A 26,813-nucleotide genomic window follows, 5' to 3' on the forward strand; every position below is an offset into this window, starting at 1 on the left:
GACGGAGGCGGCGCGTCCCCGTGGACGCCTGATTGAATGACCGATTCCGGCCGCGGCGTCTCCGAGCGCACCCTTCTCCTGCTGCTCGCCTGTGTGCAGTTCACCCACATCATGGATTTCATGGTGATGATGCCGCTGGGTCCACAGCTCATGCGGGAGCTCAATATTTCCGCGGCTGAGTTCGGCCACATCATTTCCGCCTTCGCCATCACCGCCGGGGTGGTCGGGCTGGCGATGGCTCCCTTCGCGGACCGCTTCGACCGCAAGAAGCTGCTGCTTTTCTGCTACGCGGGCTTCGCGCTGGGCACGCTCGCCTGCGGGCTCTCCACCACGCCCGGGATGCTGATCACCGCGCGCGCGATCTGCGGTGCCTTCGGCGGGATCAGCAGTGCCACCTTGTTGACCATCGTCGCAGATGTCGTGCCCGCGGAACGGCGTGCCCGGGGCATGGGAATCATCATGACCGCCTTTTCCGCCGCGGCGGCGCTGGGGGTCCCGCTGGGCCTGAAGCTGGCCCAATGGTGGAAATGGGAGGCTCCCTTCCTGGCGATCGCGGTGATCGCGGCGGGCGTGTGGGTCCTGCTATTCCGCTTCCTGCCGCCGGTGCGGGGCCACTTGAACCGTGTCGGCGCGGATCACCGGAAGGACTTCATCACCCTGCTGAAGGACCGCAACGCATGGACCGGCATCGCCCTGATGATGGTGTGCGTGATGGGCCACTTCCTGGTCATCCCGTACCTTGCGCCCTATCTCGTCGGCAATGTAGGGCTCGCGGAGGAGCATCTTTTCCTCGTCTACCTCGTCGGCGGGGTGGTCACGATTTTCACCGGGCCGTATGTGGGCAAGCTCGCCGACCGGCACGGCCGTTTCCGGGTCTTCGCGATCATGATCGTGTGCGCCTGCGCGATCGTCTTTCACCTCTCCACCTCCGGCCCCCTGCCTCTGTGGCACGTGCTGCTGAATGCGGCGCTCTTCTTCATCTTCGCCAGCGGACGGTTCATCCCCGCCCAGGCCGCCATTTCGATGGCGGTGCCCTCGGCGCGGCGTGGCGCTTACATGAGCCTCGTCTCCTGCTCGCGCGATCTTTCTTCGGGAGTGGCCGCGGCCATCGGCGGCATGATCGTCGTCAAGGGTGCCGGGGTCGAGATGCTGCATTTCGACCAGTTGGGCTTCATTGCCATCACGATCAGCCTCTTTAGCATCTGGGTCTTCCGCCAGATCAAGGTGGCGGAGTGAGGGTGGGTGGCGGCACCGATCCAAATAATCGCTGGCGCCGGGGGAGGGGAGGGTGGAGAAAAGAATGGTCCGCATTTTTCCCCACCACGAGGTCCATGTCTCCCCGCATCGATCAACCCTCCATTCATTCACGATCATGAGCCAGATCCACGCCTACGCCGCCACCAGTTCCAAAGGTCAGCTCGAGCCCTTCAGCTACGACCCGGGCGAACTCGGCCCGGAGGAGGTGGAAATTCAGGTGACCCACTGCGGCATCTGCCATTCCGACCTCTCGATGCTCGATAACGATTGGGGCATGTCGAAATATCCCTTCGTCCCCGGTCACGAAGCGGTCGGCACCGTGGTCGCACTTGGCGAGCATGCCAAGGGCTTGAAGATCGGCCAGCTTGTCGGCGTGGGCTGGACCGCCTTTAGTTGCCTTTCCTGCCCGCAGTGTATCGCCGGCGACCACAATCTCTGCGCAACCAACCAAGGCACCATTGTCGGACGTCACGGCGGCTTCGCGGACCGCCTGCGGGTGCAGTGGATCTGGGCGCGCCCCCTTCCGGAAGGGGTTGATCCGGCCAAAGCCGGCCCGCTGCTTTGCGGAGGTGTCACGGTGTTCACGCCGCTGCTCGCTTACGATCTCCCGCCCACCGCGCGCGTCGGGGTGATCGGCATCGGCGGGCTGGGTCACATGGCGCTCCAGTTCGCGAACAAATGGGGCTGCGAGGTTCACGCTTTCACCACCAGCGACAGCAAGGAGGCGGAGGCCCGCAAGCTCGGCGCTCATTTCGTCCACAATACGAAGAACCCCGATGCTCTGAAGAAGATCGCCGGCAGCCTGGACCTGATCATCTCCACCATCAATGTGCCAATCGACCTCCCGGGCCTGCTCGATACCCTCGCACCCCACGGCCGCTTGCATCTGGTCGGCGCCGTGCTGGAGCCCCTGCCGCTTCCCGCGCTGAGCTTGATCTTTGGGCAGAAATCCATCACCGGCTCTCCGACCGGCAGTCCTTCGGCGCTGGACCTCATGCTTTCCTTCAGCGCCCGCCACGGGATCGCGCCGGTGACGGAGACCTTCCCGATGTCGAAGGTCAACGACGCACTGGAGCACTTGCGCTCCGGCAAGGCCCGCTACCGGATCGTGCTGGAGAATGACATCGCGTGAGTTAGGGCGGAAGGTTCCCGCGAGAAATCAGAACGCCGCGGCCCCCGGAGCTTGAATCGGGCGGGGGACCGTGGCGCTATTGCTGCCATGCGAGCCCTTCTGATTCCTGCCTGTGTTCTTTTGAGTTCCTGTTTTCTCTTCAAGGACGACGAGCCGGCGAAGGTCGAGAAGTCGACCAAGCCTCGTTTGGTCGGCCGGGTCGCCTCAATGCCCGCCGGGGCGAATTTTGTGCTAATTGAGGCCTATGGACCTTGGAAAGTTCCGGACGGGGGATTGTTGTCAGGTATTGGCAATGAGGGTCGTACCTCGAATCTGGCGACGACCGGGGAAAAATTGGGACAATATTTGGCAGCAGATATTCGTTCAGGGTTGGCGAAAGTTGGGGATTCGGTATATTATAGGCCGATTGCAGAACCGGAGGAGGGTCCCGCCTCTCCCACGACTGCCATCGGGGGATCCCCCACGCCACAGCTTGAAACACAAAAAGACTCTGACGAACTGCCCGCAAGGCCATGAATTTCAAAATGATCGACCCGAATCCGCAGTGTTAGGTGATTAATTTGAAATTTGGCCTTGCTTACAGTCCGGCATCCTTGTTAGGTTCTCATTCGCAAAGGCTGTGCTCCCTTACATGTCCCGAAAGATGAATACTACAACCAGCCATGAAACTGAGCACCTCGGGCGCGACAAGCGCCTCATTGCACGCCGATGCAGATCGCCTCGCTGACTTCGTCCTGTTCACGCAGCGAAGCTGTATCCTGAACCTGTCAAACGAACTCAACAAAGGCAACGTGTCGTTCCCCCAGTTCTTCCTTCTGGCCTACCTTTCTAGCGAGGATTATCTGACCATGTCAGATATCGCGAAGAAGATGGGTCACTCGACCGCCGCGGCCACTGGCCTCGTCGATCGTTTGGAAAAGCTAGGTTACGTCGAGCGGGTGCACGCAGCAGAAGATCGCCGCAAGATCATGGTCCGCATCACTAATAAGGGTGTGGAGCTGGTCGCCAAAATGCGGACGGAAATTGCTACGGACCTCGCGGGTATCTTGTCCGAGATGGACGAGGACCAGGCAGAGGCCGTCGAGCATACGAAGCGTGCCATTCGGGCGCGCGCTATCGCGTGAGCGACGAGGCCGCCGACTAAAAACCCCTAGGCGGATCGATCGCGCCTCCGTTACGGTTTGTGCCCGTGACGGAGGCGCTCTCTTTTCTGAATCCGATCAACAGCCTGCCCGGTTTCCGGGCGGGCTGGATTGGTCGCGTGGACCACATCGAAGCGACGACCGATCGCGACGAAACCCTGGCGCGGCTGCGGCCGCTCCACGAGGCGCGGGTGCGCGCGGATTTCGGCACGGACCGCTGGTGGCGGGCCGAGCAGATCCACGGCCAAGGTGTGGCAGTAGTGCCCGGAACGGCGACCGTTTCCGCGGGCGACGGACTGCCGGTGGTGCCCGGCGTGGATGGTCTGGTCACTGCCACCGCGGGTGAAGTCCTCGGGATTTACGTCGCCGATTGTGGCGCGATCTGGTTGGCCGATCGCGGAACCGGGGCCGTGGGGCTCCTGCATTCCGGGAAGAAGGGCACCGAACTGGGAATTCTCGGAGAGGGGATTTCCCTCATGGCCCGCAGCTTCGGCACCCGCCCGCAGGATCTGGTGGTGGTGCTCGGCCCCTGCATCCGTCCTCCGCACTACGAAATCGACTTCGCCGCGGAGATCGCCCGCCAGGCGGAACGCGCCGGGGTGGGGGAGTTCCACGATCTGGGCGAGGACACCGCCTGCGATCTGGAGAACTACTACAGCTACCGGATCGAAAAGGGCCGCACCGGCCGGATGCTGGCCCTCATTGGAAGGGAGGAGGTGCAATGAACGAGCCGCTGATCATTGAAGCCCCGGCGAAGCTGAATCTCTCGCTCCGCGTGCTGCGCCGGCGGGAGGATGGATTCCACAACATCGACTCGCTGATGGTGCGGCTGCCCGGGCTTTGCGACCGGCTTTCCTTCTGCCCGGCCGATGCGGATGCCTTCACCTGCGACGACCCTTCGGTCCCGGCGGACGGCTCGAATCTCGTGATCAAAGCTTTGGCCGCCTATCGCGCCGCCACCGGCTTCACGGAATCGCTCGCGATCCACCTCGAAAAGCGCGTCCCCCACGGAGCCGGGCTCGGCGGCGGCAGCAGTGATGCCGCAGCGACCTTGCAGGCGGTGAACCGGCTGAACGACGAGGCCCTTGATACCGCGAAGCTGATGGAAATCGCCGCCACCCTCGGCTCCGACATCCCCTTTTTCCTCGGGCCGGCGGTGGCGCGGGCGACGGGCCGTGGTGAAACGATCTCGGATGCCGCCAGCCTGCCTGCTCTAACAGTCCTGCTGCTCAAGCCGGGATTTGGCGTAGCGACACCCGATGCCTACAAGCGCTGGACCGGATCCAGTGAGCTGCCCGGCATTTCCTATGGCCCGCAGGTCTTCCCGTGGGGCGAACTGGTCAATGATCTGGAGCGCCCGGTCTTCCAGAAGCACCTTTTCCTCGCCGAGGTGAAGGCCTCGCTGCTGGCACGGGCGGGCGTGGCGGGAGCCCTGATGAGCGGCTCGGGCTCGACGATGTTCGCGGTGCTCGATGACGCTTCGCAGGCGGACGAGATCATCGCGGCAGCCCGCGAGGAACTCGATCCGACCCTCTGGGCCTGGCACGGAGTCATCGGAGGTTGAGCGCTCCACAGGCACGATCTAGGGTCGCGGCATGACTTTGCTTCGCGTTCTCGCGTTCCTCCTGCTGGCTGGCACCGCCGCCTTCGCGCAAAAGAAGCCGAAGGCCCTGCCGCCGCCCGCGGATGTCGCGAAGAATATCGAAACCCTGCAGGGACTGATCCCGGCGATCCTGAATGCGGAAAAGGATCTCGATGCCCTGCGGACCGAACTGGAGAAGGCGACGACCGACGAGGCCAAGAAGGAGATCACCGAGCGCGTGAATGCGCAGCGTGAGCGCGTCCAGCAACTACGTGCGAACTTCCGGATCGTGGCGACCGGTGTGGAAGACACCGCCTACCTCAGCGCGGCGGAGGAGGAAGCGAGCTTCGACAACGAATTCAAGGACCTGCTGAAGCCGCTCTTCAACGGCCTCCGCGAAGCCACCTCCAAGCCCCGCGAAATGGAAGAACTCCGCTCAGAACTTCGCGTCTGGCTCGAGCGTCAGAAGGTCTCCCGCGCAGCCCTCGACCGCACCCGCACCGCGCTGGATGCGGCGAAGGACGACAACGTCCGCAAGGAGCTGGAGAACACCCGCAAGCTCTGGTCGAGCCGGGTCGATGAAGCGGCCAGCGAGACCGAGACCCTTTCCCGCCAGATCGAGGAGCGGGAGAAGAATACGCCCTCGGCCTGGGACGCGATCTCCGGCCTCTTCTCCGATTTCTGGCGCAGCCGCGGGCTGAATCTCTTGCTCGCCTTCGGAGCCGCGCTGGGAGTGTATCTCGCGACCCGACGGGGCTACCGGGGCCTGCGCAAGTTCAGCCCGCTCCACCGCAAGCGCGTGAACGGCCTGATGGCGCGCTCGGCGGATCTCATCGTCGCGGGGGTCGCGGTGGTGCTGGCCGTGTTCGCATCCACGCTGGTCTTTTACCTGAAGGGGGACTGGCTGATGCTGACCATCACCATCATCTTCATCCTCGGGTTGCTGTGGGCTTCCAAGAAGGCGCTGCCACCCTACATCGAGCAGATCAAGGTGATCCTCAATCTGGGCTCGGTGCGTCAGGGCGAGCGGCTCATCTACGATGGCATTCCATGGAAAGTCGATGCCCTGAACATGTACTGCGACTTTAGTAATCCTGAACTCACCGGCGGCACCATGCGCCTGCCGGTGAAGGATGTCCTGCCGCTGCACTCACGCCCATCGGAAGCGAAGGAGCCGTGGTTTCCGACCCGGGAAAACGACTGGGTACGTTTGGACGATGGCTGCTTCGGCAAGGTCCTGCAGCAGACTCCGGAGCAGGTGGTGGTACTGCGCCTGGGCGGGAGCTTGAAGACCTATCCGACCGCGGAGTTCCTCGATCAGTGTCCGGAGAATCTCTCGCGGGGCTTCCGGGTTTCAGCCACCTTCGGGATCGGCTACAGCCATCGCGCCACGGCGACGAACGAGGTGCCGCAGGCACTGCAGGATGGCGTGCTCCGGCATCTGGTGGAGGCCCTCGGGCGCGAGCAAGTGCGCTCGGTCCGGGTGGAGTTCAATGCGGCGGCGGCAAGCTCGCTGGACTACCGCATCCTCGCGGATTTCAATGGCGAGGCGGCCCAACGCTACGCCGCGCTGGAGCGGATGATCCAGACGGCCTGCATCGAAGTCTGCAACGAGAAGGAATGGGACATTCCTTTCCCGCAGATGGTGATCCATCAGGCCACCGTCTGATCCGCTTACCGCGCCTTCACCAGAATCGCGTGTTCAGCGGGTTGCTTCGCATCCTCCAGCGTCTTAACCAGCTTGGCCCGCGCCTTTTCGGTCACGGCGAAGGTTCCTTCCCGATCCGCGGCACCTTCCAGGCCGTGCACCAGACTCTTGATCTGGCGGGTCTCGTAGGCCTGCTTGGCCTCCACCGCGTCCCAGATCTTCTTGAAAGCCGGAAGCAGGGGATTCGTCTCGAAGTCCTTCGCCAGATTCACCCCGGCCTTGAGCTGATCCGCCGTGTAACTGCGCGTCGCCTCGCCCCAGCTCACCTCGTAGTTCGCCGCGGCGGGGGCTTCGATCTTCAGGACCAGGCGATTCAAGTCGTCATCGAAGGGCACCAGCGCCATGCCCGCGCGAATCGAGTCGTCGTTCTTTAGGTCTCCCGGTCCCGGGCTGAACGGAAGCTTGGTGCTGCGCAGCGTGATCTTGCCATCCGCGCAGGACAGCACCTCATGGCCCGCCGTGGCGGTGGCCTTGTTAGATGCGGGATCGTAGCGGATCGTGCCCAGATCGCCATCGATGCCCATGCCCTTGAGGAAGGCGTAGGCCATGATCACCTGACCGGCCCAGTTCGGATGCACGCCGTCCTTGCCCGCGACCATGAACTCCGGCCCGAGGGACTTTTCCGCCTGAAAATCCGCCAGCAGCATCGGCCGGTAGAGATCCGCAAATCCGACCTGCTCCGCCGTCGCCACCTGGATCCCGATGTTGCGGAATTTGGAGAGGCAGAGGTTGAGATCCTCCTTGGTGCCCGATGCGGTCTTCACCCAGGGCGGGACGGTGTCGATGATGCCGGACGAACCTAACAACACCCGCGCCCCCGCCTTCTTGAAGGCCTGCACCATCGCGGTCTCGTTCTTGCGAAACTCCGCCGCCACCGGCTCGTTGTAAGGGATGTAGCGGAAATCGTTCATCCCGTAGCAGGTCGTCGCGAAGGTCGGCTGGAAGCGCAGCACGTCGCTTTCCATGCGCCCGAGGAAGCCGCCGGCCTGCTCGCCGCTCCAGCCATATTGGCGGCACGTGATCTCCAACTGCGGCAGGCAGGCGCTGAGGTAGCTTTCCATGATCACCGAGTAGCGCTTCTGCTCGGTGATCGAGTCGCCGCAAATCGCCACCCGGTCGCCCTTCTTGAGCTGCAGGCCCTGTGGCTCTGGTGCCGGGTCCAGCACATAGGCGGAAAGCTCGGCGGGCAGGGGCGCGGGCTCCTTGGCAAGCACGGGGGCGATCAGGGCGAGGGCGAGAATGCAGCGGATCATGGCTGGGGTCTAACGGGGCGAATCAGGCGCGGATTTCAACAAAGCGATACCGCTTGCCGCGGAGACTGTCGATTCCCCACAACAAACTGAAGTTCGGGAGGAATCCTTCTTGCCGCGTGGGGAACCGGGCGTCCACTTCTCGAAAGTTCCACGCTTCCAAACCCGTTTCCATAGCTTCCATGAAACCCCGCGCTCTGTTCCTGCCCGTCGGCCTCCTCGGCCTCGCCTTCGCTCTTGCCCAATCCCCGCCCGCCAAGAAGTGGAGCAAGCAGGTCCTGACGAAAGACTTCCTTTCCGAAGGCCTCGGGGCAGGGGACCTCGACGGCGATGGCGTGAAGGACCTCGTCGCAGGAGCATTCTGGTTCAAGGGACCGGATTTCAAGGAAGCGAAGAACTACCGCCCGGGCGCCGCCACCACTATCGAAGCCTACATGGAGGATTCCTTCCTCGCGTGGGTGGATGACCTGAATGGCGATGGCAAAAACGATATCCTGATGGCCCGCCATCCCGGCCGCGGGATCGACCTCTACATCAATCCCGGCAAGGAAGGCGAGTGGGTGACCCACCGCGTCTTGGCCCAAGGTGCCACCGAAAGCCCGATCTGGGTCGATATCGACAAGGACGGGAAGGAGGAGATGGTCTGCATGCAGGACGGGAAATTCGGCTATGGAAAAGTCGATTGGCCCGATGGCACGAAGCCGTGGACCTTCATCCCGATCTCCGACAAGCGTAGCGATTCCCCTTATACCCATGGCCTCGGCGCGGGCGATCTCAATGGCGATGGCCGGGTGGACATCGTTGAGAAGCAGGGTTGGTTCGAGCAGCCCGCGGAAAAGGACGGCGCATGGACTTGGCACAAGGAAGACTTCGCCGGTCCCGGTGGCGCGCAGATGCCCGTCTTCGATGTCGATGGCGATGGCGACAACGACATGGTCACCAGCCTGAACGGCCACGGCTATGGCCTGGCCTGGTATGAGAACTTCAAGAAGGGCAGCAAGATCACCTTCACCCGCCACGAGATCCTCCCGGAAGACCCGGCCAAGACCGGCCCCGATGGCCTCCAGTTCAGCCAGCTCCACGCCCTCGAAATGGGCGACTTCGACAAGGACGGCCGCATGGACTTCATCACCGGCAAGCGCTTCTGGGCTCACATGGCGAACGACCCCGGCTCGAAGGACCCCGCGCTCGCGGTGGTCTTCTACAACCGCAAGGACGGCAAGGACGTGAAGTGGGTGCCCTCCGTGATCGACAACGATTCCGGCGTCGGCTGCCAGGTGCTGGCCGTCGATCTCGATGGCGACGGCAAGCTGGAATTCGCCGCCGGCAGCAAGAAGGGCGTGCACGTGATCCGGCAGTAGACCTCGCCTATATCCCTCCGTGCCTAACCCAGTGGCAGCCCACTGGGACCGCTGGGCACCGCCCGGCAGAGTGGTCCAAGGAAGCCTGCCTCATCGGTAGATCCGCAGCATCGCAGCGGCGCTCTCCTTTACGGCCTTCCGATTGCACCCGCCACGACGGTTGCTTCTGCCGTCCGGCGGTGGCAGCGCTGGGATGGTTGGAGTGACCTTGAAGGTAGACAGCACTGCTTCGTTTTGGGATCGTCCGATTATGGCTGGGAAGCAACGCCTGCTCCGGACTGCCCTTGCAGTTTGCGTTCCCGTAGCAGCCTTCATCATCGGTCGTGGACTCGCGCCTTCGCCGGTCGCGCCTGTACCGCAGGCGGCAGTCGCGGAGCCGGTGCCACGACCTACCAACGACCTCTCCTCTCTTCTCTGCGAGGTCTCGACCGGCAATCTCGCTTCAGCCCGCGCGCGCATCGGCGAGTTGAGAGACGCTTCCGATGCTTCCGGGGACGAGTTGGTCGCGCTCCTGGTGGGCATCGCAAGGCGAGACGGGAAGACCTTTGATGCGATCCTGGCAAGCTTCCCCGAAGCGGACAGGAGGAAGCTGGTGGAGCGCTGCATCGAGGAACTCGCTCCGGAACCCGGTGCCTTCCTCCACCTGCTGGCGGACTCGGAGTACTTCATGGCTCTTGCCGCCGGGCCGATGCGTGGGCGCGCTCACTCCGCGATCGGGCATGAGCCCGGTCTGTTTCTGGATCTCCTCGAGCAGGGCCGCTTCGCATGGCCGGACGAACCTTTTGAATCCGCGATCCGCTCTTGCACGCTCGGGCCTGCGGCTGCGCTCCGCTTCCTCACGCTCTGTTGTAGCGGAGAAGTGAAGATCGACAGGGACGAAGCTCTGTCCCACGTCCTCCAGCAATTGGACGACGAAGGACTGGAGAAGTTGCGGGCGGGGAGGAGCGACTCCCGGATGGCGGAGCTGCTCGACGGAGAAGCGAAAGCCCGCGAACTCTTTGCCAACTTCGACGCGAGCGGCAACTGGTGGGAAGGGCTCAATGCTGGCCGCATGCTGCCCGGCATGAAGCATCTCATCGAGACGGCCGGTGTGCCGGATCTGCAGTGGAGCGGTGTGCCTGAAAGCTTGAGGCCGGCCCTTGCCGGGGTGATGTTGGACACCGCCGTCAATTCGCAGGGAGACCCGGGCGCTCGCGTGATCTTGAATTCGATTGCGGATTCGTCGCTACCCGCGGAGCAGCGGAACAAGATGCTGGCGGAGGCCGCCTCCTCGCTCTTCAACCGCCAAGGCAATATCCAACTCGCCATCGACTTTGCGAAACGCATCTCCGATGATGAAGATGGCCACAACGCTGGAGAAGATCTCATCATCGAGTGGATCGCTTTCGACCCCGCGAGCCCACAAGCCTACACCGGCAAGATCGAGCCCTCGCGCTATCGCGACCGCATCCTCGCCAAGGTCCGCGAGATCACTCCCTGAACCGGTGACGATGCCATGAAGTTCACCCTCTTCATCATCGTTCTCGGTGCGGCCGGCTTTGCCGCAGGCTTCTTCTCCCGCGATCAGCCGGGAGGTCCGGAACCAGGCTTGGCGAAGACGGCCTCCGCTCGCCTCGGTACCGATCTCCGCAGCGGTGACGCGGCGCGTGTCTTGGAGACCCTGCAAGGTTTGGCAACGGAAGATCCCGGCGCTTTTTTCAAGGAACTCAACCGCTGCCCGTCCCTCGAGGGCATTCACGAAATGGTGGACACTGCCGCCCGGGGCTTGGCGGACAAGGATCCCGCGGAGGTTGCCCCGCTGCTCAACCGGATCACTCATGTCCATCTGCGCACCCGGGCGTGGCGCGAATACCTTCTGCCGCGCCGATCCATGGGTGAGAAGATCGGAATCGCGCGGCTGGCGAGGTCATCTGTCGGCAACTTGATCAATTCAGCGGTGATTGGACCGGGTTTGGAGTCGGATCCGGAGGGCGCCTTGAACTCCCTGCGCGATGCTGGCGAGATCGCCGGCTACCGCGAGGCCCTTGCGAAGTTGGCGGCTTCACAGCCGGCTCAAGTGGTCGCAAGCCTCAAGGAAGATCTGGAGAGCGGGTGGCTCAAGCCGGGGGATTGCCAGACGGTGCTGGAGGCGATGGCCAGGAACGAGCCGAACCGCGAGGTTCTCGAAGCCATTGCCAGCATGGTCAAGGATTACGGCTGGGGCGAAGGGCTCTATGCCGGGCGGATTTTCTTTCAGGCATTGGGCTCGGGAAATCCGGCGGAAGTTCTCGACGTCGTTGTCGGTCTGCCTGCGGTCCAGAAGAACTTCGCGCTTTCGCAAATCCCCTTGGCGGGCTTTGAAAATCCCGCCTTGGCGGCAAGGGTAATCAACTCGATGGACTCGACCGCACTCCAGATCGCCGCCTTGAAGGAATGGAAGCAATCGGAAGGGGTTCCCGGCAGGATCGATGCAGTGGCCGCTCTTATTGCCAGCGGAAAGACCCGCGGGCAGTGGCAGGCCGTGATCGATGCTAGAGATCCTTGAGCGAAAAATAATTGTTCGGTTCTGTCCCGTGGCGACGAATAGATAGCGGAAGAAAACGATGAAGATCATGCCGAGGATCACCGGAGATCATTCCGAGCTGCTGGAGCGCTTTCTGGCGACTCGCGATCAGAGTGCCTTTTCGGAGCTGGCCGCTGCCCACCTGGGCCTCGTCTATTCGGCCGCGCTGAGGGTCACCCGGGCTCCCGACCTCGCGGAGGAAGTCGCCCAGACGGTCATGATCAAGCTCGCCTCGCTGAGCCACGCCCTGCCTCCAGGCGTCACGCTGAATGTCTGGCTCCACCGCGTGACGCGCTCGATGGCGATCGATCTGGTCCGTTCCGAAACCCGCCGCCGCCAGCGCGAAAACGTCGCGGCGACCTTTGCCGACAAGACCACGACAAGTGGCGACGGCCCAGAGTTTCCTTGGGACCAGATCTCGCCGGTCATCGACGAAGTGATCGGCCAACTGCCCGCTCGCGACCGCGAACTGATCCTCTCCCGTTTCTTCACCGGGTGTTCCCATGGAGCAATGGCCCGGGCCCTCGGCCTCACGGAGGACGCGGTCCGCATGCGCCTGAAGCGGGCGATGGACAAGATGCGCGTCCTGCTGGAGCGCCGCGGTATCGCGACCTCGGCCGCCTTGCTGGCGCTCTGCCTGCCCGCCCATGCCGCCAGCCCGGTGCCGCCGCTGCTAATGGCACAAATTCCACGCATGACGCTGCCGCCGTCCACGAGATTCTTCCTTTGGCTGCGCGCTTTGTTTCCAACCCGGCTGGCGGGTCCCTTCCAGGCTGTCGCACTTGCCACGGCAGTGCTGGCCGCGATGGCGATAAGGTTGCGCCCTCACGAATCCGCATCCGTTAGCGAGATGGAGGCGGCGACCCAGCCCGCCCCACCGCCTGCTCTCCCGCAGAACCCCTCCGATCCGGGCCAGGACCCCGGCTTCGAGGATGAAACGGCGAGTCGTTTCGGCGACCCGCCACGGCGATTGCTTTCCACTCCACCGGACGATTCCGAGATCCCGTTTTACGGTCCGCGGCTTGAAGTAATCCTCAGGCCCGGCACCGCGGACCCGAGGCGTTTTTCAGCCTGACCCGGGTCTTCCCCTCACGCCTGTGGGGGAGAATCGAACCCCACTTGTTAGATCTGCCCGGCCCGGGCCTTCGGGACAGCCGGCTTTTAATGAGAATTCCGTATGACTCCACGCTCCCGCATCTTCGCCACCTTCTGCGCCGCGCTCGTTTTCCTCCGGGCCCCCGCCTCCGCGGGACAGGCGGACTTCAATGATGTCGGCAAGTGCATGGCCATCGCTCTCCAGAACGGCCACTTCGCCCGGCAGCCGTTTTCCAGGCTCAGCAGCCGCTTCCTCGAGAACTACCTGAAGGCGCTCGATCCCGGAAAACTCTTCTTCACCCGCCAGGATATCGACCGCTTCGAGCAGTCGTACGGGGAGTCCCTCGATGACCTCTTGCTGAAAGGAGAATGCATGACCGCGGCCTCCGATATCTCGCGGACCTTTGGCCTGCGGGTCGCCGCGCGGGTAGAGGAGGCCGGCCGCTTGCTGGCGGCTCCTCCTTTCGATTTCACCCAGGACGAATCCATCCCGGCCAGCCGCAAGGACGCCACGTGGCCGCGGGATGAATCTCAGGCGATGATCCTCTGGCGTCAGCAGGTGAAGGAAGCGCTGCTGGCGGAGATCCTGCGTCGTGAAGCCGCTGTCCCCGGCCAGGAATCCGCCACCGGTGAAAAGAGTCCTGGGGAAAAGCTCGCGGCCCGCTATCGCCGGGTGCTTGCGGATGTCGAGGCGGACAGCGCTCCCGCGAAGGTCGCCTCCACCTTTCTCAGCTCCGTCGCTCAAGCCTTCGATCCCCACACCGACTACATGAACACGCGCGATGTCGAACTCTTCAATGAAGACATGCGCAACGAGATCAACGGCATCGGCGTGGGAATCCGGGCGGATCCGAACGGTGCGACGCTGATCCGCAGCGTGGTCCGCAATGGTCCGGCCGATCGCCAAGGCAGCTTGCAGCCCGGCGACCGCGTGATCGCCATCGACCCCGACGGCGAGGGCCCGCGGGAGTCGCTGGATATCCTGTTCATGGGCAGCGACCGGGTCGCCGAGCTGATCCGGGGAAGCGCTGGCACTCCCGTGACCCTGAGCGTGGAGCCTGCCACCGGAGCCCCCGGCGCGGCCACCATCTCCATCCTCCGCGGCCAGGTCCCGGTCGAGGAAAGCTTGGCCAGCGCGCAGCTCATCCGAGTGAAGGGTGATTCGGGAGAACGCAAGCTGGGCCTCATCACCCTGCCATCCTTCTATCGCGACTTCGAGAAGAGCCGGACGGCGTGCTCGCTGGATGTCGAGAAGCTCCTGCTCCGCTTGAAGGGCGAGGCCATCGACGGCCTGCTGATCGACCTCCGTGGCAATGGCGGAGGTTCCCTGACCGAGGTCGAGCGGATGACCGGCTTCTTCACCCGCCCCTCGCCCGTGGTCCAGGTGAAGGACGGCTACGGCAAAATTGCAGTTCTGGAATCGACCGCCGATGATCCGCTCTACGGCGGTCCGCTGGTGGTCCTCACCGACCGTGGCAGCGCCTCAGCCAGCGAGATCTTCGCCGCCGCCCTCCAGGATGACAACCGGGCCGTGATCGTGGGAGAAGCCGCCACTTTCGGCAAAGGCACCGTTCAAGTCATCAAGGATCTCGGCAGCAGCATGCCCTTCTTCACCGCGCGCAGCGGGGCCGGTGCCCTGCGGCTCACGGTCCAGAAGTTCTATCGGCCGTCCGGACTCTCGACCCAGAATCGCGGGGTGATTCCAGATATCGTGCTGCCCGGCCCGGGCGATGGACGGGAGAGGGGAGAGAGCGACCTGGACTTCGCCCTCGGGCCGGATCGGATCGCACTCGCCCCGGCATTCCACCCGCTGGACCGGAACCGCCTTTTCATTCCCGAACTCGCTCGCAAGAGCGCTGCCCGCGTCGCCGCTTCCCGCGACTTCACCTATCTTCTGGAGGATGCGCAGCGGCTGAAGCAATTCATCGCGACCAACCGGGTCAGTCTTAATCTCGAGCGCCGCCGGGAGGAGATCGGGGCGAACGCCGCCACCGCCAAGGAGCGCGATGAAGAACGCCGCGTCCGCTTCGCCGGTATGGCCGCAGCCGATGGGGAGCACCTTTCGATCGATTCGTTCACGCTGGCCGATCTCGCCGGCGGCGCGGCCCTCCGCCAAGCGGCTCCGGAGCCATTGCCGGAGAAGGATTTGCTCTCCGGTCCCGCCCTGCCGTGGCCCGGCGGCCTCGACCCCCAGAAGCGCGAGGCGATCGCGGTGCTTGGCGACCTGATCGACGCCACTGGCCGCGCGATCTGAAGCGAGGCTTGGACGTGAACGGCTCTAGACCGCCTCGCCGCCCGCTTCCTTCTCCTTCTTCGTCCGGTGACCCGGCTTCGCGTGGATCTCCACCAGCACGGAGGGGCAGCCTTCCTTGGCGGCCTCCTCGATTGCCTTCTCGACGTCGCCGGGATGCTTCACTTCCGGCTCGGCCTCGCCCTTGCCGACCTTGCAATCGAAGTCCCAAAAATCCACGCCTTCCGGCAGCGGCTTGCGGCGCTCCCGCTTCAGGTACTTGCGGAGCTCGTTCTTGATCGCGTCGAGCACCAGCTTCGGCTGCCGCTCCGCTACCACCAAGGGGAAGGTCTTCTTCATGCCCGCCTTGTGCCGCCCGCGCGCGGACTTGTCCACCGCCGAAAAGCGGCTTGTTCACAGCAAGGGGCCTGATTCCGAGGGAATTGGGGGAGATCTGCCGCATTTGCTCACCCATTGTTCACAACCCGGCCCCGCGCCTTGACCGCCGGGGAATTCAGCGCACCCTGCACGCAGCGGATGTCCACCCATCTTAAAACCCTTCAGGCCCATGCGAAGACGGCCCTCAAGCCGGCCGTGCAGGGCCACCTCTCGCCGGCCGAACGCATCGCCCTCTACCGCCGTTTCCTCAAGATCGAGGAACACCGCATCAAGCTCCGCCATCGCGCGGGAGCGGGCGGCCTGGAGATCGCCGGCGCGCGGGCCGAGTTGCTGGATGTCGTGCTCCGCTCGCTCTTCGACCTCGCCCTTTCCAAGCGCAAGGAGGAACCGCAACTCGCCTTGGTCGCCGTCGGCGGCTACGGCCGGGGCACCCTGAATCCCGGCTCGGACATCGACCTGCTGTTCCTGCTGCCGCGCGCCTCGAACAAGCTGCCCGCGGACCTGTCCTCGCTGATCCAGGAGATCCTCTACCTGATGTGGGATGTCGGCTTCAAGGTCGGCCACGCCTGCCGCTCGGTCGCCGAGTGCATCGAGCAGTCCAAGGCCGATCCCCAGAACAAGACCGCGATGATCGACGCCCGGATTCTGGCCGGGGACAAGAAGCTCTTCGCGGAGTTCCAAGCCCGCTTCGACAAGGACTGCGTGAAGAAGGGCCAGGGCGCCTTCTTCGAACTGCGCCGCCAGGACCTGCGGACCCGCCACCAGAAGTTCTCCAAGACCGTCTTCCTCCAGGAGCCGAACGTGAAGGAGGGCTGCGGCGGCATGCGCGACTACCACAATATCCGCTGGGTTGCCCGCGTGAAGCGCGGCAGCGCCGACCTGCACGACCTTGTGGATGGCAAGCTCCTCACCGCCACCGCGCTGCGCCGGATCGATGCCGCCTACGACTTCCTCCACCGCGTCCGCAACGAGATCCACTACCAGGCTGGCCGCGGCAGCGACCAGCTCACCCTGCGCTTGCAGGGCGTCGTGGCTACTAGTTTCCACTATCCGCAGCGCAGCATCCTGCGCCGCACGGAGGAGTTCATGCGGGACTACTACCGCCATACCCGCAGTCTCTATCAGCACACTGGTTCGCTGATGGAGAGCTTCGAGATCGAGCAGGAAGAGCAGTCCGACACCGGCCTCAAATCCTTCCTGACCCTCGGCCGGAAAAAGCGCGAGGAGTTCGATGGCTTCGTCTCCCGGGATGGCCGCATCTACCCGCTGAACAACGAGATCTTCGACGAGGATCCGAACCGCCTGATGCGGATGTTCCAGCACTGCCAGGTCCGCGGCCTCAAGCTGAGCCCGCCGATGCGCCGGCTGATCAAGTCCCACCGCGAGAATGTCGACCGCCAGTTCCGCTACTCGAAGACCAACCGCGAGACTTTCCAAGGCATCCTCGAACGCAAGGGCGAGGTCGCCCGCATCCTGCGCCTGATGCACCGCGTCGGCTTCCTCGGCCGCTACCTGCCGGAGTTCGGCGCGCTGGATTGCCTGGTGCAGCACGAGTTTTTCCACCGTTACACCGCCGACGAGCACACGCTCCGCTGCATCGAGGAACTCGACGCGCTCGTCGGCAGCGAGGACCCGCGGCGGGAGATCTACCGCCGCCTTTTCCACGAGGCGGAGGATCCCTACGCGCTCTACCTCGCCCTGATCCTCCACGATACCGGCCGCGCGGAGAACGTGCGCGAGCACACCGACGGTTCGGCGATGCTCGCTTCGCGCCTCTGCAATCGCCTCCAGGTCCACGGCCCGCGCCGCGCGCTGATCATGTATCTGGTGGACCACCACCTGACCTTCTGGCGCTTCGCCACCACGCGGAACATCGAGGACCCGGAACGTCGTCGCCGAGTTCGCCCGGATCGTGAAGACCACCGCGCGCCTCGATCTGCTGCTGCTCTTCAGCTACGCGGATTCGAACGGCACCAATACCGAGACCTGGTCGAGCTGGAAGGAGACCCTGATGCTCCAGCTTCACTCCAGCACACGCGTCTTCCTAAAGGAGGGCAGGGAACGCTATGCCGCCTCGATCCGCTCCGAGAAGAAGGAACTCAAGGAGCAGGTCAAGGCCCAGCTCAAGGAAGAGGAAGCCATCGGCGTCGACGAACACTTCAAGCGCATGCCGGACGCCTACTTCCGCTTCCGCGACGCCGCTGCCGTCGCCGCGCACGTCAAAGCCGTGCTCAAACTGGAACCGAAGAAGGAAGTCGATACCTTCGATTGCTCGCTGCAGTGGGTCGATAGCCCGGAGAAGGGCTACACCGAACTGGTGATCGCCACCCACGACCGGCCGCTCTTGTTAGAGAAAATCTGCTGCGCCCTGGCCTCGGAGGAACTGAACATTCTCTCCGCCGATTTCTTCACCCGCAGCGACGCCGTGGTGCTCGACCTCTTCCGCGTCTGTACCACCAACTTCGAGCCGGTCTCGGACCTCTCCCTGCGCAAGCGCCTGTCCACGACCCTGCGCGAGGTCGGCCTGTTAGAGAAATACGAGCACGCCCGTTACTTCCGCCGCAAGCCGAACCTGCTGCGCCCGAAGGACGACCACGGCATGGCCTTCCCGGTCCGCGCCTACGTCTCGAACGACCTCCACCCGGCCTGCACCGCCATCGAGATCCAGGCCGTGGACCGCATCGGCCTGCTGCACGACCTCTTCCACGCCATCAACACCCACGGTCTCAACACCGCCAACGCACGCATCTCCACCGAAAAGGGCGCGGCGATGGATACCTTCTACGTCACCACTTCCGACGGCAAAAAAGTGGGGGACGAGGCGCTTTTGACCCGGCTCCAGCACAGCATCGAGGACCTCATCGGGAAAAAAGATTCCTAAGGTGATGGAAGAGAAAATCCCCCCGTTGTCTGGGATCCGTGCTCCGGGAGACTGCACTTTCCCCTCGGAATGCGTATTTTTCCGAAACTCTCCTCCTCTCGGACGCGGATAAGAGTGTTCAAGTGCCCCTAAAAGGATGATTGAAGCGATTGTTTCGGCTCGATTGCGAATTATTGCGCATAAGTTTCCGCTGTTTTCGGCAATTTCTTCCTAGCCAATCCAAGAATCGCGGCCATTCTCCCCGAACCGATGGCCTGCCTAACGCAAAGCTTCGGAGCAGCCGAACCAAGCGGCTCGTCAATTTGCTCGATCTGAATTCCGGGGGGACTTCAGCCGACAAGACGGCCAGGACGTTTTGCTAAAAACCAGATAGAGCGTGAGTCGAAGTTCCGGGGGGGATAACGGCTCGCGCTCTTCTTCTTTTCTTCCAACGGGAGCTGCTACGGCCGGGCCGCCGGCTTCTTTTCAGACTCCGTGAAAATGCGGGTTTAACGAGCGGAGTGCCGTCCAGTGGACCCGAAGTAAGGACGGCTCTTCCGCCGGGAGCGCGGAGCCACTGGCCCGCAGAATGGGCCCTCGCAGTCCGGCAATTCACGCGGTCCGTGTAGATCCCTCCGTCGCTCTGCTTCACGTCTCCCTTGCAGCCGATGCGCCCCTTTATGCTCCAAGAGTCCCCGCCACGGGTGGCAACGTCAACCCAATGAGGTCACACCACCACGAACCCCGCCGCCTGCTCCGGCGTCAGCTCGATGAACTGCCACGGCAATCCATGGACATTCAGATCCGCCATGAAGGAATCCGGATCATACTGCTCCATGTTCCAGACCCCCGGCTTGCGCCACTTGCCTTCCAGCATCTGCTTCGCCCCGATCATCGCCGGCACGCCGGTCGTGTAGGAGATCGCCTGGCTGCCGACCTCCGCGAAGCAGGCTTCGTGGTCGCAGATGTTGTAAATGTAGATCGCCTTCGCCTTGCCGTCCTTGGTGCCGGTGATGACGTTGCCGATGCAAGTCCGGCCCTTGGTCGTCTGGCCCAGGTCGCCGGGATTCGGCAGCACTGACTTCAGGAATTGCAGCGGGATGATCTCCACGCCGTTGTAAATCACCGGATCGATCCGGGTCATCCCGACATTCTGCAGCACCTCCAAGTGCTTCAGGTAGTTCGGCGAGAAGCTCATCCAGAATTGCGCCCGCCGGATCGTCGGGATGTGCTTCACCAAGGATTCCAGTTCCTCGTGGTACATCCGGTAGATCTCATAAGTCCCCACGCCCTCCGGGCAGGTAAAGGACTGGTGCTGCGACATCGGCGCGGTCTCGATGAACTCGCCGTTTTCCCAATGCCGGCACTCGGCCGTCACCTCGCGGATGTTGATCTCCGGGTTGAAATTCGTCGCGAAGGCCTTGCCGTGGTCGCCACCGTTCACATCGATGATGTCCAGCGTGTGGATCTCGTCGAAATGATGCTTCAGCGCCCAAGCCGTGAAAACGTTGGTCACGCCCGGGTCGAATCCGGACCCCAGCAGAGCGGAGCGGCCAGCCTCGAGCCATTGCTCCTGAAGGGCCCACTGCCAGGAATACTCGAACTTCGCCACGTCCTTCGGCTCGTAGTTCGCCGTGTCCAGGTAATCGACACCCGCCGCCAGGCAGGCCTCCATGATCGTCAGGTCCTGGTAGGGGAGCGCCACGTTGATCACCAGCGTCGCGCCCGTCAGGCGGATCAGATCGGCTGTTTGAATCGGGTCGTCGGCATCGACCTGGGCCGTCGCGATGTCCACGCCGGTGCGCTTCTTGACCTCGGCGGCGATCGCGTCGCACTTCGAGATCGTCCGCGACGCCAGGGTGATATGCCCGAAAACCTCGGGAACCATCGCACATTTGTGGGCGACCACGCTGCCGACGCCCCCGGCGCCAATGAGAAGGACCTTGTTCATGGAATGCTTGCCCGAAGGGGTGGGGGAAAGCCGCCAAACTGGCAAGGATTTCCGGGTGATTCAGAGGTCAAGCAGGCGGATCAATTCCGCCACTGAAATTTGATGATGAGCGGCAAGGCTCTTCAAAAGGCCGGCCAATGTGCCTGCCTTCAGCGGTCGGTGTAGTGGAATCGTTTCGTGATGCTTTCCTCCGTCCGAGGTGGTTACCCGCACATGGGAGCCTTTTTGCCGCGAAACCTCATAGCCCAGCACCTTGAGAGCTCGGATCAATTCCGCTCCGTCCAGATCACGCGGCAGCTTCATGCTTGAAGCAATTCATCGCGAACGAAATGCAACCGGATCACCCGCGGCGCTTGCCCTTCGTCAAAATGGCACGCCACGGCCTCGCGCACGTTGGTTCTCAATTCCTCAAGGCTGTCTCCCTGGGTGTGGATCCCGTGCCCCAAGGCAGCGGCGGAGTAGCCCCCGTCCACCACCTCTTCGGTCACTTCGAAAATGATCTCGTGCACGGAGGGACCCTAATCCATCCGTCGCTCCGCTTCAATCCCGGAAGCGCGCCGCCCCCACCCCCCAGAATTTCCAGACAACTTTTCATTTCCGCGGTGTTTTCTCAGACGTAATCCTTTCCCCGCAACCGCTTTACCTACCCATGAGACACCATAGTACCATCCGCCGTCGCGTCGCCGCTGGTTTCACCCTTCTCGAAATGGTCATCGTTCTCGGGATCATCGCCGTGCTTCTGGGGGGCTCGATCGCCCTGATCGGTGGCATTCGCGGCGGTGCCGAGATCACACGGGTCGATGGTGACTTCAACTCGATCGGCTCCGCCATCAAGAGCTACCGGAACTTGGCCGGGAATTACCCGACCCAGCAGCAGGGCCTGAGGGCCCTCGTGGAGAAGCCCGCCAGCACTCCGGTCCCGCGCCGCTGGGCCCAGAGCCTGGATTCCATGCCGAAGGATCCGTGGAACAACGACTACGGCTACAAATTCCCGGGCACCCGGAACAAGGCCGAGTTCGAACTCGTGAGCATGGGACCGGACGGCCAAGCAGGAACCGCTGATGACCTTAGTAGCCAAGACCCGAAATAATGGCCGCCCGGCAGGGGGCTTCACCCTCCTGGAGATCGTTATCGTGCTCATGATCATCGCCCTGATCTTGGGCAGCGCGATCACGATCATGGTGCTCTCCAAGGACGAGCGGACCCTCACCAATGCCACCGGCGAGCTCGAGTCGTTCGCCAAGCGGGCCCGCACCATCGCCGCTCTCCAGCAGAAGCCCTACGCCCTCGAGTTCTACGAAAACCGCATCTCGCTCATGCCTCTCGCGGAGGCAATGCTCGATCCGGTCGAGCGCGAGAAGGCGGGCATGGTGCTCCGCGCCGCGGACGATGACGAGGAGACCAACAGCCTCAGCGTTACCCGCGATGCCTGGGTGGCCGAGGACGGCACCGAAATCTTCGTCCGCCGTTGGGCCAGCGATACCCTCATCCCGATCAATTCCAAGAGCCGCCAGGTCTGGCGTTTCGACCCGGAAGGCCCCTGCGAGCCGATTACGGTCCGCTTCCGGGTCGGCAAGAGCTGGTCGGAGTCCGAGTTCAATCCGCTGACCGCCGGCATCCGCGATACTCAGAGCGAAATTTACTGAACCGAACCGAATCCGCGCCATGAGAACCTCACGCCATCCACGCCGCCACCTGCGGGGCTTCATGCTCCTGGAAGTGGTCCTGGCCATCGGCGTGTTCGCCATTGCCGTCACCGGCTTCGTGGTGGCTTTGAAGCAGACCTCCGACCTTGGCTTCCAGACCCGGCGCGAGATGCGGCTTACCCGCCTGCTCGAAAGCGCCCTGGCCAAGGCCATGTCGCAGCCGGTGCTGGAGGAAGGCACGAACTCCGAGCCGGTCGAGGAAATGGCGAACGAGGGCATGCAGATGGAGACGACCATCGAGCCGATGACCGAGATCGAGAACGAGGACGGCCAGATTTTGCAGGAGATGTATCGCATCGTGGTCCGGGCCAGCTGGTTCGAGGGCGCGGCGCCCCAGGAGATGACGGCCGAAACCTGGCGCTACTCGCGCCTTTACCAGCCATGAAATACCGGCCCCTGAGAGCAGCCCGCCGCAGCGGCTTCACCTTGCTGGAGATCGTGCTCGCTCTGATCCTGCTGTCCCTGCTCATGGGCATGGTCTTCGGCACCTTCTCCGGGAACCTGGCGCTCAGCAATTCCATCCAGGTCGCCCAGAACGAGGAAACCGAGCACAACGCCTTCTTCGATATGATGAAGAAGATGTTCGCCACCCTGCCGGGGAATACCCGCATGGAGCTGGCCTCGAAGGACGCCGGCCGCCAGTATCTTTCCGATCTCACGCTGCAGAACGTCCCTCTCGCCTTCACCTGGGGCGGCACCGAGAAGATCGCCAAGGCGGTCCAGCTCTCGACCGTCAACCGCCGCGATGGCTACCTCGATATCGTGCTGCGCTACTACGAGGAGGAAATCCTTCAGGATAGCGACAACCAGCAGACGCAAACGGACCTGAAGCCCTTCGCCGAAGTGGTGTTGCTGGAAGACGTCCGCACCTTCGAGTGGCAGGTCCTCGACGGCCGCACCATGGAGTGGGCCTACGATTGGGATCTGGTCGGCCGTCTGCCCTTGCAGATGGAGCTCACCATCGCCTTCGGGAAGGATGGAGACTTCATCAAGCAGATCTTCTGGATCCCGCCGAAGCAGGATCCCGAGGTGATGATGCGCCAGCTTTCCCAGCAGCAGGGCCAGGGCGGACGCGGCGGGCAGGGCGGACAGCCCGGTGGTCAAGGCGGACAAGTGCCCGAGATCAAAATACCGACCACGCCTCCAACACAATGAGGCCGCGCCCAAAACTTTCCCACACCCGCGGCTCCGCGCTCATCGCGGTCATGTGGCTGATCGCGATCCTGGCCCTCGCCTCGATGGCGGCGATCCGCATGATCTACTTCGACGTCGATCTCTCGGCCTCGCAGATCCACGGCTTCCGGGCCCGGCAGATGGCGGAAATGGGCATCGCCGTCGCTTCCAATCCCGCGGTCAAGCGCACGGACCCGCTGCTCCACCAGATGTCGGAGGAAAGCGGGGAGGGCTTCGAAGCACGCCTGATCTCCGAGGGCGAGAAGTTCAACATCAATGCCCTCCTCCTCAAGCAGGACGAGCAGTTCTTCAAATCCCTTTTCATCGATTGGGGCCTGACCCTCGATGAAGCGCAGGCCATGACCGATGCCCTGATCGACTGGGTGGATACCAATGACGAAGCCGGCCTCAACGGTGCCGAATCGAAGTGGTATCTCGACCAGGGCCGCCTCAACCAGCCCTTCAACCACCCCTTCTACAACCTCGACGAAATGCGCTTCGTCAAGGGCATGGACTACATCGAGGCGCTCAAGCCGGACTGGCGGAATTGGTTCACCATCTGGAGCAGCGGCCAGCTCGATCTGAATGAGGCACCCGCCGAATTGATCGCCGCCGCCGCCGAATGCACCGTGGAGGAAGCCAATATCATTCCCGAAACCGTCCGCGGGCCCGATGGCGTCCGCGAGACCGATGACGATGCCCCTTTCCAGCAATTGGAGGCCGCGCTCACACTCCTGGGAGTGGACACGAACGCACGTCCTGATATTGCCGCCCGTATGACCGTGAACGACGCCACCCAGCGCATCGAGAGCATCGGCACGGTCTCCGGTGCCAAACGGAAAATTACCGTCATCGTGCGCAACCGCACGGGTCGCCCCGCAGTTTTGGAACGAACCGAGGAAATAGTCCCTTGAGCAAACAACAGGAAACCACACTGCTCGTCCCCGGAGCCCGGGGCTGGGAGACATGGAAGCAAGCCAGCACCGGGGGCTTCGTGCTCCAATCGGCGGATGGCCCGGCACGCGCGTCCGGCTTGACCGGCCTGCCCGGCGGGAATCTGGCGATGCTCTTTCCCGTGCGCGGGATGCACTCGCTGCCCTTCAAGGCCTCCAGCTCGGACGAATCGCTGTTCGACGATCTCGCCGCGATGCATGCCGAGCGCCTCGGCGTCCGCGCCGATCCGATGGCCGGCCAGTTGACCGATACCTTCCTCGTCGAGAAGGAGGGCGAAAGCGCCACCTTGGTTTGCGTGGTGCTGAAATCGCCCGGGGAAGGGGATCTGCCGCCGCGCAGCCCGAAGGAATTCGACGTCTCCGCCCGCGCCTTCCAAGTCCAGGGCGAGGCGATCGCGGTCTGGGTCGAGTTCGGTCGCTGGGTCTTCGCCTTCTACCGGAACGGTAAGCTTCTTTACTCCCAGGCCACCTCGAGCAGCGGCCCCGCGCCGGACGCCTCCTGCCTGCGGGAGATCCAACTCGCGCTCGGCCAGCTTTCCATCCAGGGCCTCGCGGTGAAGCCGGAGAGCATCCTGGTCTGGTCCCCGGAGGGTGATGCCGGATCGGCCGGCAGCCTTGAAAAGGGCTTGGGCCTGCCTGCCAGGGTCGCCCCGCGTCCGGACCCGGTCCTGCCGCAGCCGCGCAGCAAGCTGCTCCCCGCGGACGTCCGCGCCGCCCGCCGCGTCCAGGTCGCCCGCCAGCAGAAGATGGCCGCCGGTGCCGCTGTCCTCATCGCCTACCTCGCCGTCGCCGGCTGGTTCGCCTACGGCGTGTGGAAGGACAAGCAACAGATCAAGAAATTCAAGCTGGCCGCGGACAACATCATCTCCCCGGAGGACAACCGCATGGTGGAGGAACACAAGCGGCACTGGGCGGAACTCCAGCCGGTGGTGAACCTCAAGCATTCCCCGGTCGACATCATGTCGAACATCGCCAAGGCGATCCCGCCTAACAGCGGCCTGCGCCTCAAGGTCGCTGAGATCAAAACCGGGTCCATCGCGATTCAGGGGGAAGCCCAGCAGGCCGCCCCGGTGAATACCTTCAGCCTCAATCTGGGCAAGGCCAGCGGCGGCCTCGCGGAATACAAGTGGGACCTCCCGCCGCCATCGAATAGCGCCAAGGGCTGGAATTTCGTGTTCGACGGCACCATCCCCGATCCGAACGCACCGCAGTGACCTACCGACAAATTTTCCGCCCGGCGGCTTTTCCTTCCCGATTCCACGATTCATGAGCGACCGCGAAAAGAAACTTGTCCTGTTCTTCGGCCTGGGAGCCTTCGTGCTGCTCAATCTCTTCGGCTTTTCCAAGTTCCGTGTATTCCGCACCAAGGTCGCCAATCAGGTCGTCGCTGCGAAAGCCGCAGTCGCCACCGCGGAGGAAAATCGCGAGGAGGCCGACTCCCGCAGCGAGGAGATGGAGTGGCTGACCAATCACTATCCGGAAGCCAAGGCGGGCCAGACCGTGCAGACCGAACTCCAGCTCTTCGGCGAGAACCAGGCGACCGCCAATCAATTGACGGTCGGTAACCGCCGCTTCCTTCCGATCGAGGAAGGCAGCTATTTCCAGCGCGCCAAGGTGGAGTTCAAGGTAACCGGCACCGAGGCCGCGCTCTACCGCTGGCTGGACCGCCTGCAAATGCCGGACCAGTTCCGCACCGTCACTTTCTTGCGCCTTTCGCCCGATGCGAAGGACGATACCCTGATCGATTGCACCGCGATCGCGGAGCAGTGGTTCGTGCCCCCCGCCGCCGATGCCGATGCCGAAGGCGAGGCGGTGGAGCCCGGAGCCGAGGCCCCGGCCACTTCCGAGAACACTCCACCCACACCGCAGAAATGAGAACTTTCACCTCTCTCGCACTGCTCCTCGCCGCTGCTGGCATCGCCAGCGCCGATGCCCCGAAGAAGCCTTCCGTGGGCAGCTACGCCCATCTCTGGAACAATTCCCCCTTCACCTCCAAGCCGCCGCCACCAGCAGCGACCGAGCAGGTCAGCGCCTTCGACGATTGGGCCCTCAGCGGGGTCTCGGAAGTCGAGGGCGGCTACATGGTCCGCCTCCAGCACAAGAAAAACGCGGGAGAGACCCAGATCATCAGGCCCTCCGGCACGATGAAATACTTCGCCGACCGCATGGAGGAAATCGCCGCCGGTGCTTCCGGCGCGTTCAAGGTCGATAGCGTGGATTTCGGCAAGGACAAGTGGATGGAAACCGTCGTCCACCTGTCCTCAGGCGGCCGCAACGGCATCGTGAAATTCGACGACAAGGCGCTCCTGCCCAAGGCCGGTGCCGCCGCGCCGAGGAACGGCCAGCCTAATCCGAACGGCCAGCCTAACCCCAACGGCCAAGTCCAGCCGGTGCAACCCGGCCAAGCGGGACAACCGGCCGTGCGCCCGCCCCGCCCGCGCGTCGCCCCGCCCGCCGGCGGACGTTGATCCC

26 protein-coding genes are annotated in these 26,813 nt (G+C 63.5%); 21 read left to right on the top strand and 5 right to left on the bottom strand.

All coding sequences use genetic code 11. The features are described from left to right. The first annotated feature begins 36 nt into the window (after positions 1–36). The 7 genes from ABWK72_RS26640 (at position 37) to ABWK72_RS26670 (ending at position 6,782) form a co-directional block, all read left to right on the top strand. A complete protein-coding gene (locus ABWK72_RS26640) occupies positions 37–1,236 on the top strand; it encodes an MFS transporter (protein WP_367872624.1) in 1,200 nt (399 codons plus the stop codon). 136 nt (positions 1,237–1,372) lie between these two features. Continuing rightward, entirely contained in the window at positions 1,373–2,389 is a 1,017-nt protein-coding gene (locus ABWK72_RS26645) for an NAD(P)-dependent alcohol dehydrogenase (protein WP_367872625.1), read from the top strand. Positions 2,390–2,476: 87 nt separating this feature from the next. Continuing rightward, the gene (locus tag ABWK72_RS26650) at positions 2,477–2,905 is read left to right on the top strand and encodes a hypothetical protein (RefSeq protein ID WP_367872626.1); all 429 of its coding nucleotides are present in this window, start codon (positions 2,477–2,479) and stop codon (positions 2,903–2,905) included. A gap of 146 nt (positions 2,906–3,051) precedes the next feature. Continuing rightward, positions 3,052–3,513: a MarR family winged helix-turn-helix transcriptional regulator gene (locus ABWK72_RS26655; RefSeq protein ID WP_367872627.1), complete on the top strand. Its 462-nt coding sequence runs from the start codon at positions 3,052–3,054 to the stop codon at positions 3,511–3,513. 137 nt (positions 3,514–3,650) lie between these two features. Then, entirely contained in the window at positions 3,651–4,256 is a 606-nt protein-coding gene (locus tag ABWK72_RS26660) for a polyphenol oxidase family protein (protein WP_367872628.1), read from the top strand. Beyond that, positions 4,253–5,095 carry a 4-(cytidine 5'-diphospho)-2-C-methyl-D-erythritol kinase gene (gene ispE / locus ABWK72_RS26665; RefSeq protein WP_367872629.1) on the top strand — a complete coding sequence of 281 codons (843 nt, stop codon included), beginning with the start codon at positions 4,253–4,255 and terminating at the stop codon, positions 5,093–5,095. Before ABWK72_RS26660 ends, ispE begins: the two co-directional genes overlap by 4 nt. A gap of 31 nt (positions 5,096–5,126) precedes the next feature. Further along, on the top strand, positions 5,127–6,782 hold the full coding sequence (locus tag ABWK72_RS26670) for a hypothetical protein (protein WP_367872630.1): 1,656 nt from the start codon (positions 5,127–5,129) through the stop codon (positions 6,780–6,782). 5 nt (positions 6,783–6,787) lie between these two features. Here ABWK72_RS26670 and ABWK72_RS26675 read toward each other — a convergent pair whose 3' ends face one another. Further along, positions 6,788–8,074, bottom strand: a complete 1,287-nt coding sequence (locus ABWK72_RS26675; protein WP_367872631.1) for an SGNH/GDSL hydrolase family protein — start codon at positions 8,072–8,074, stop codon at positions 6,788–6,790. A 179-nt stretch (positions 8,075–8,253) separates the two neighbouring features. Here ABWK72_RS26675 and ABWK72_RS26680 point away from each other — a divergent pair, with 179 nt between their 5' ends. The 5 genes from ABWK72_RS26680 to ABWK72_RS26700 all read left to right on the top strand — a co-directional run bounded on the left by ABWK72_RS26680 (position 8,254) and on the right by ABWK72_RS26700 (position 15,323). Beyond that, positions 8,254–9,432 (top strand): FG-GAP repeat domain-containing protein, encoded by a 1,179-nt coding sequence (locus ABWK72_RS26680; protein WP_367872633.1) that lies wholly within the window; start codon positions 8,254–8,256, stop codon positions 9,430–9,432. A gap of 379 nt (positions 9,433–9,811) precedes the next feature. Continuing rightward, the gene (locus ABWK72_RS26685; protein WP_367872634.1) at positions 9,812–10,912 is read left to right on the top strand and encodes a hypothetical protein; all 1,101 of its coding nucleotides are present in this window, start codon (positions 9,812–9,814) and stop codon (positions 10,910–10,912) included. 15 nt (positions 10,913–10,927) lie between these two features. Continuing rightward, a complete protein-coding gene (locus tag ABWK72_RS26690) occupies positions 10,928–11,956 on the top strand; it encodes a hypothetical protein (RefSeq protein ID WP_367872635.1) in 1,029 nt (342 codons plus the stop codon). Positions 11,957–12,023: 67 nt separating this feature from the next. Then, positions 12,024–13,049 carry an RNA polymerase sigma factor gene (locus tag ABWK72_RS26695; RefSeq protein WP_367872636.1) on the top strand — a complete coding sequence of 342 codons (1,026 nt, stop codon included), beginning with the start codon at positions 12,024–12,026 and terminating at the stop codon, positions 13,047–13,049. A 102-nt stretch (positions 13,050–13,151) separates the two neighbouring features. After that, on the top strand, positions 13,152–15,323 hold the full coding sequence (locus tag ABWK72_RS26700; RefSeq protein ID WP_367872637.1) for a carboxy terminal-processing peptidase: 2,172 nt from the start codon (positions 13,152–13,154) through the stop codon (positions 15,321–15,323). Positions 15,324–15,347: 24 nt separating this feature from the next. Here ABWK72_RS26700 and ABWK72_RS26705 read toward each other — a convergent pair whose 3' ends face one another. After that, positions 15,348–15,659 (bottom strand): DUF6172 family protein, encoded by a 312-nt coding sequence (locus ABWK72_RS26705; protein WP_367872638.1) that lies wholly within the window; start codon positions 15,657–15,659, stop codon positions 15,348–15,350. 177 nt (positions 15,660–15,836) lie between these two features. Between ABWK72_RS26705 and ABWK72_RS26710 the strand changes: the two genes are divergently transcribed. Continuing rightward, the gene (locus ABWK72_RS26710; RefSeq protein WP_367872639.1) at positions 15,837–17,990 is read left to right on the top strand and encodes a nucleotidyltransferase domain-containing protein; all 2,154 of its coding nucleotides are present in this window, start codon (positions 15,837–15,839) and stop codon (positions 17,988–17,990) included. Between the two features lie 1,295 nt (positions 17,991–19,285). Here ABWK72_RS26710 and ABWK72_RS26715 read toward each other — a convergent pair. The 3 genes from ABWK72_RS26715 to ABWK72_RS26725 are packed head-to-tail and all read right to left on the bottom strand — an operon-like array spanning position 19,286 to position 20,997. Further along, complete coding sequence (locus tag ABWK72_RS26715) at positions 19,286–20,509, bottom strand: saccharopine dehydrogenase family protein (RefSeq protein WP_367872640.1); 1,224 nt, start codon at positions 20,507–20,509, stop codon at positions 19,286–19,288. Positions 20,510–20,569: 60 nt separating this feature from the next. Then, on the bottom strand, positions 20,570–20,812 hold the full coding sequence (locus ABWK72_RS26720) for a type II toxin-antitoxin system HicA family toxin (RefSeq protein ID WP_367872641.1): 243 nt from the start codon (positions 20,810–20,812) through the stop codon (positions 20,570–20,572). Beyond that, entirely contained in the window at positions 20,809–20,997 is a 189-nt protein-coding gene (locus ABWK72_RS26725) for a type II toxin-antitoxin system HicB family antitoxin (RefSeq protein ID WP_367872642.1), read from the bottom strand. Before ABWK72_RS26725 ends, ABWK72_RS26720 begins: the two co-directional genes overlap by 4 nt. 161 nt (positions 20,998–21,158) lie before the next feature. On the opposite strand from ABWK72_RS26725, the gene gspG reads away from it, so the two are divergent. Genes gspG through ABWK72_RS26765 form a run of 8 tightly spaced genes read left to right on the top strand, consistent with a single transcriptional unit; the run spans position 21,159 to position 26,809 of the window. Then, on the top strand, positions 21,159–21,599 hold the full coding sequence (gene gspG / locus ABWK72_RS26730; protein WP_367872643.1) for a type II secretion system major pseudopilin GspG: 441 nt from the start codon (positions 21,159–21,161) through the stop codon (positions 21,597–21,599). Further along, a complete protein-coding gene (locus ABWK72_RS26735) occupies positions 21,571–22,155 on the top strand; it encodes a Tfp pilus assembly protein FimT/FimU (protein ID WP_367872644.1) in 585 nt (194 codons plus the stop codon). The genes gspG and ABWK72_RS26735 overlap by 29 nt, the downstream gene beginning before the upstream one ends. Positions 22,156–22,174: 19 nt before the next feature. Further along, entirely contained in the window at positions 22,175–22,600 is a 426-nt protein-coding gene (locus tag ABWK72_RS26740) for a hypothetical protein (RefSeq protein WP_367872645.1), read from the top strand. Beyond that, on the top strand, positions 22,597–23,370 hold the full coding sequence (locus tag ABWK72_RS26745) for a prepilin-type N-terminal cleavage/methylation domain-containing protein (protein ID WP_367872646.1): 774 nt from the start codon (positions 22,597–22,599) through the stop codon (positions 23,368–23,370). The genes ABWK72_RS26740 and ABWK72_RS26745 overlap by 4 nt, the downstream gene beginning before the upstream one ends. Next, complete coding sequence (locus ABWK72_RS26750) at positions 23,367–24,302, top strand: general secretion pathway protein GspK (protein ID WP_367872647.1); 936 nt, start codon at positions 23,367–23,369, stop codon at positions 24,300–24,302. The genes ABWK72_RS26745 and ABWK72_RS26750 overlap by 4 nt, the downstream gene beginning before the upstream one ends. Then, the gene (locus ABWK72_RS26755; protein ID WP_367872648.1) at positions 24,299–25,555 is read left to right on the top strand and encodes a PilN domain-containing protein; all 1,257 of its coding nucleotides are present in this window, start codon (positions 24,299–24,301) and stop codon (positions 25,553–25,555) included. Before ABWK72_RS26750 ends, ABWK72_RS26755 begins: the two co-directional genes overlap by 4 nt. A 52-nt stretch (positions 25,556–25,607) precedes the next feature. Continuing rightward, positions 25,608–26,216, top strand: coding sequence for a hypothetical protein (locus ABWK72_RS26760; RefSeq protein WP_367872649.1), 609 nt, complete (start codon positions 25,608–25,610; stop codon positions 26,214–26,216). Continuing rightward, positions 26,213–26,809 carry a hypothetical protein gene (locus ABWK72_RS26765; protein ID WP_367872650.1) on the top strand — a complete coding sequence of 199 codons (597 nt, stop codon included), beginning with the start codon at positions 26,213–26,215 and terminating at the stop codon, positions 26,807–26,809. Before ABWK72_RS26760 ends, ABWK72_RS26765 begins: the two co-directional genes overlap by 4 nt. Positions 26,810–26,813: the final 4 nt, after the last annotated feature.

This window comes from Luteolibacter sp. Populi, assembly GCF_040801775.1.
GTDB lineage: Bacteria > Verrucomicrobiota > Verrucomicrobiia > Verrucomicrobiales > Akkermansiaceae > Haloferula.

Bases quoted from the DNA above. Each gene is read 5' to 3' on its own strand.
- ABWK72_RS26640 (WP_367872624.1), top strand. From the start codon at position 37: ATGACCGATTCCGGCCGCGGCGTCTCCGAGCGCACCCTTCTCCTGCTG.
- ABWK72_RS26645 (WP_367872625.1), top strand. From the start codon at position 1,373: ATGAGCCAGATCCACGCCTACGCCGCCACCAGTTCCAAAGGTCAGCTC.
- ABWK72_RS26650 (WP_367872626.1), top strand. From the start codon at position 2,477: ATGCGAGCCCTTCTGATTCCTGCCTGTGTTCTTTTGAGTTCCTGTTTT.
- ABWK72_RS26655 (WP_367872627.1), top strand. From the start codon at position 3,052: ATGAAACTGAGCACCTCGGGCGCGACAAGCGCCTCATTGCACGCCGAT.
- ispE (WP_367872629.1), top strand. From the start codon at position 4,253: ATGAACGAGCCGCTGATCATTGAAGCCCCGGCGAAGCTGAATCTCTCG.
- ABWK72_RS26670 (WP_367872630.1), top strand. From the start codon at position 5,127: ATGACTTTGCTTCGCGTTCTCGCGTTCCTCCTGCTGGCTGGCACCGCC.
- ABWK72_RS26675 (WP_367872631.1), bottom strand. From the start codon at position 8,074: ATGATCCGCTGCATTCTCGCCCTCGCCCTGATCGCCCCCGTGCTTGCC.
- ABWK72_RS26680 (WP_367872633.1), top strand. From the start codon at position 8,254: ATGAAACCCCGCGCTCTGTTCCTGCCCGTCGGCCTCCTCGGCCTCGCC.
- ABWK72_RS26690 (WP_367872635.1), top strand. From the start codon at position 10,928: ATGAAGTTCACCCTCTTCATCATCGTTCTCGGTGCGGCCGGCTTTGCC.
- ABWK72_RS26695 (WP_367872636.1), top strand. From the start codon at position 12,024: ATGCCGAGGATCACCGGAGATCATTCCGAGCTGCTGGAGCGCTTTCTG.
- ABWK72_RS26700 (WP_367872637.1), top strand. From the start codon at position 13,152: ATGACTCCACGCTCCCGCATCTTCGCCACCTTCTGCGCCGCGCTCGTT.
- ABWK72_RS26705 (WP_367872638.1), bottom strand. From the start codon at position 15,659: ATGAAGAAGACCTTCCCCTTGGTGGTAGCGGAGCGGCAGCCGAAGCTG.
- ABWK72_RS26710 (WP_367872639.1), top strand. From the start codon at position 15,837: ATGTCCACCCATCTTAAAACCCTTCAGGCCCATGCGAAGACGGCCCTC.
- ABWK72_RS26715 (WP_367872640.1), bottom strand. From the start codon at position 20,509: ATGAACAAGGTCCTTCTCATTGGCGCCGGGGGCGTCGGCAGCGTGGTC.
- ABWK72_RS26720 (WP_367872641.1), bottom strand. From the start codon at position 20,812: ATGAAGCTGCCGCGTGATCTGGACGGAGCGGAATTGATCCGAGCTCTC.
- gspG (WP_367872643.1), top strand. From the start codon at position 21,159: ATGAGACACCATAGTACCATCCGCCGTCGCGTCGCCGCTGGTTTCACC.
- ABWK72_RS26735 (WP_367872644.1), top strand. From the start codon at position 21,571: ATGACCTTAGTAGCCAAGACCCGAAATAATGGCCGCCCGGCAGGGGGC.
- ABWK72_RS26740 (WP_367872645.1), top strand. From the start codon at position 22,175: ATGAGAACCTCACGCCATCCACGCCGCCACCTGCGGGGCTTCATGCTC.
- ABWK72_RS26745 (WP_367872646.1), top strand. From the start codon at position 22,597: ATGAAATACCGGCCCCTGAGAGCAGCCCGCCGCAGCGGCTTCACCTTG.
- ABWK72_RS26750 (WP_367872647.1), top strand. From the start codon at position 23,367: ATGAGGCCGCGCCCAAAACTTTCCCACACCCGCGGCTCCGCGCTCATC.
- ABWK72_RS26760 (WP_367872649.1), top strand. From the start codon at position 25,608: ATGAGCGACCGCGAAAAGAAACTTGTCCTGTTCTTCGGCCTGGGAGCC.
- ABWK72_RS26765 (WP_367872650.1), top strand. From the start codon at position 26,213: ATGAGAACTTTCACCTCTCTCGCACTGCTCCTCGCCGCTGCTGGCATC.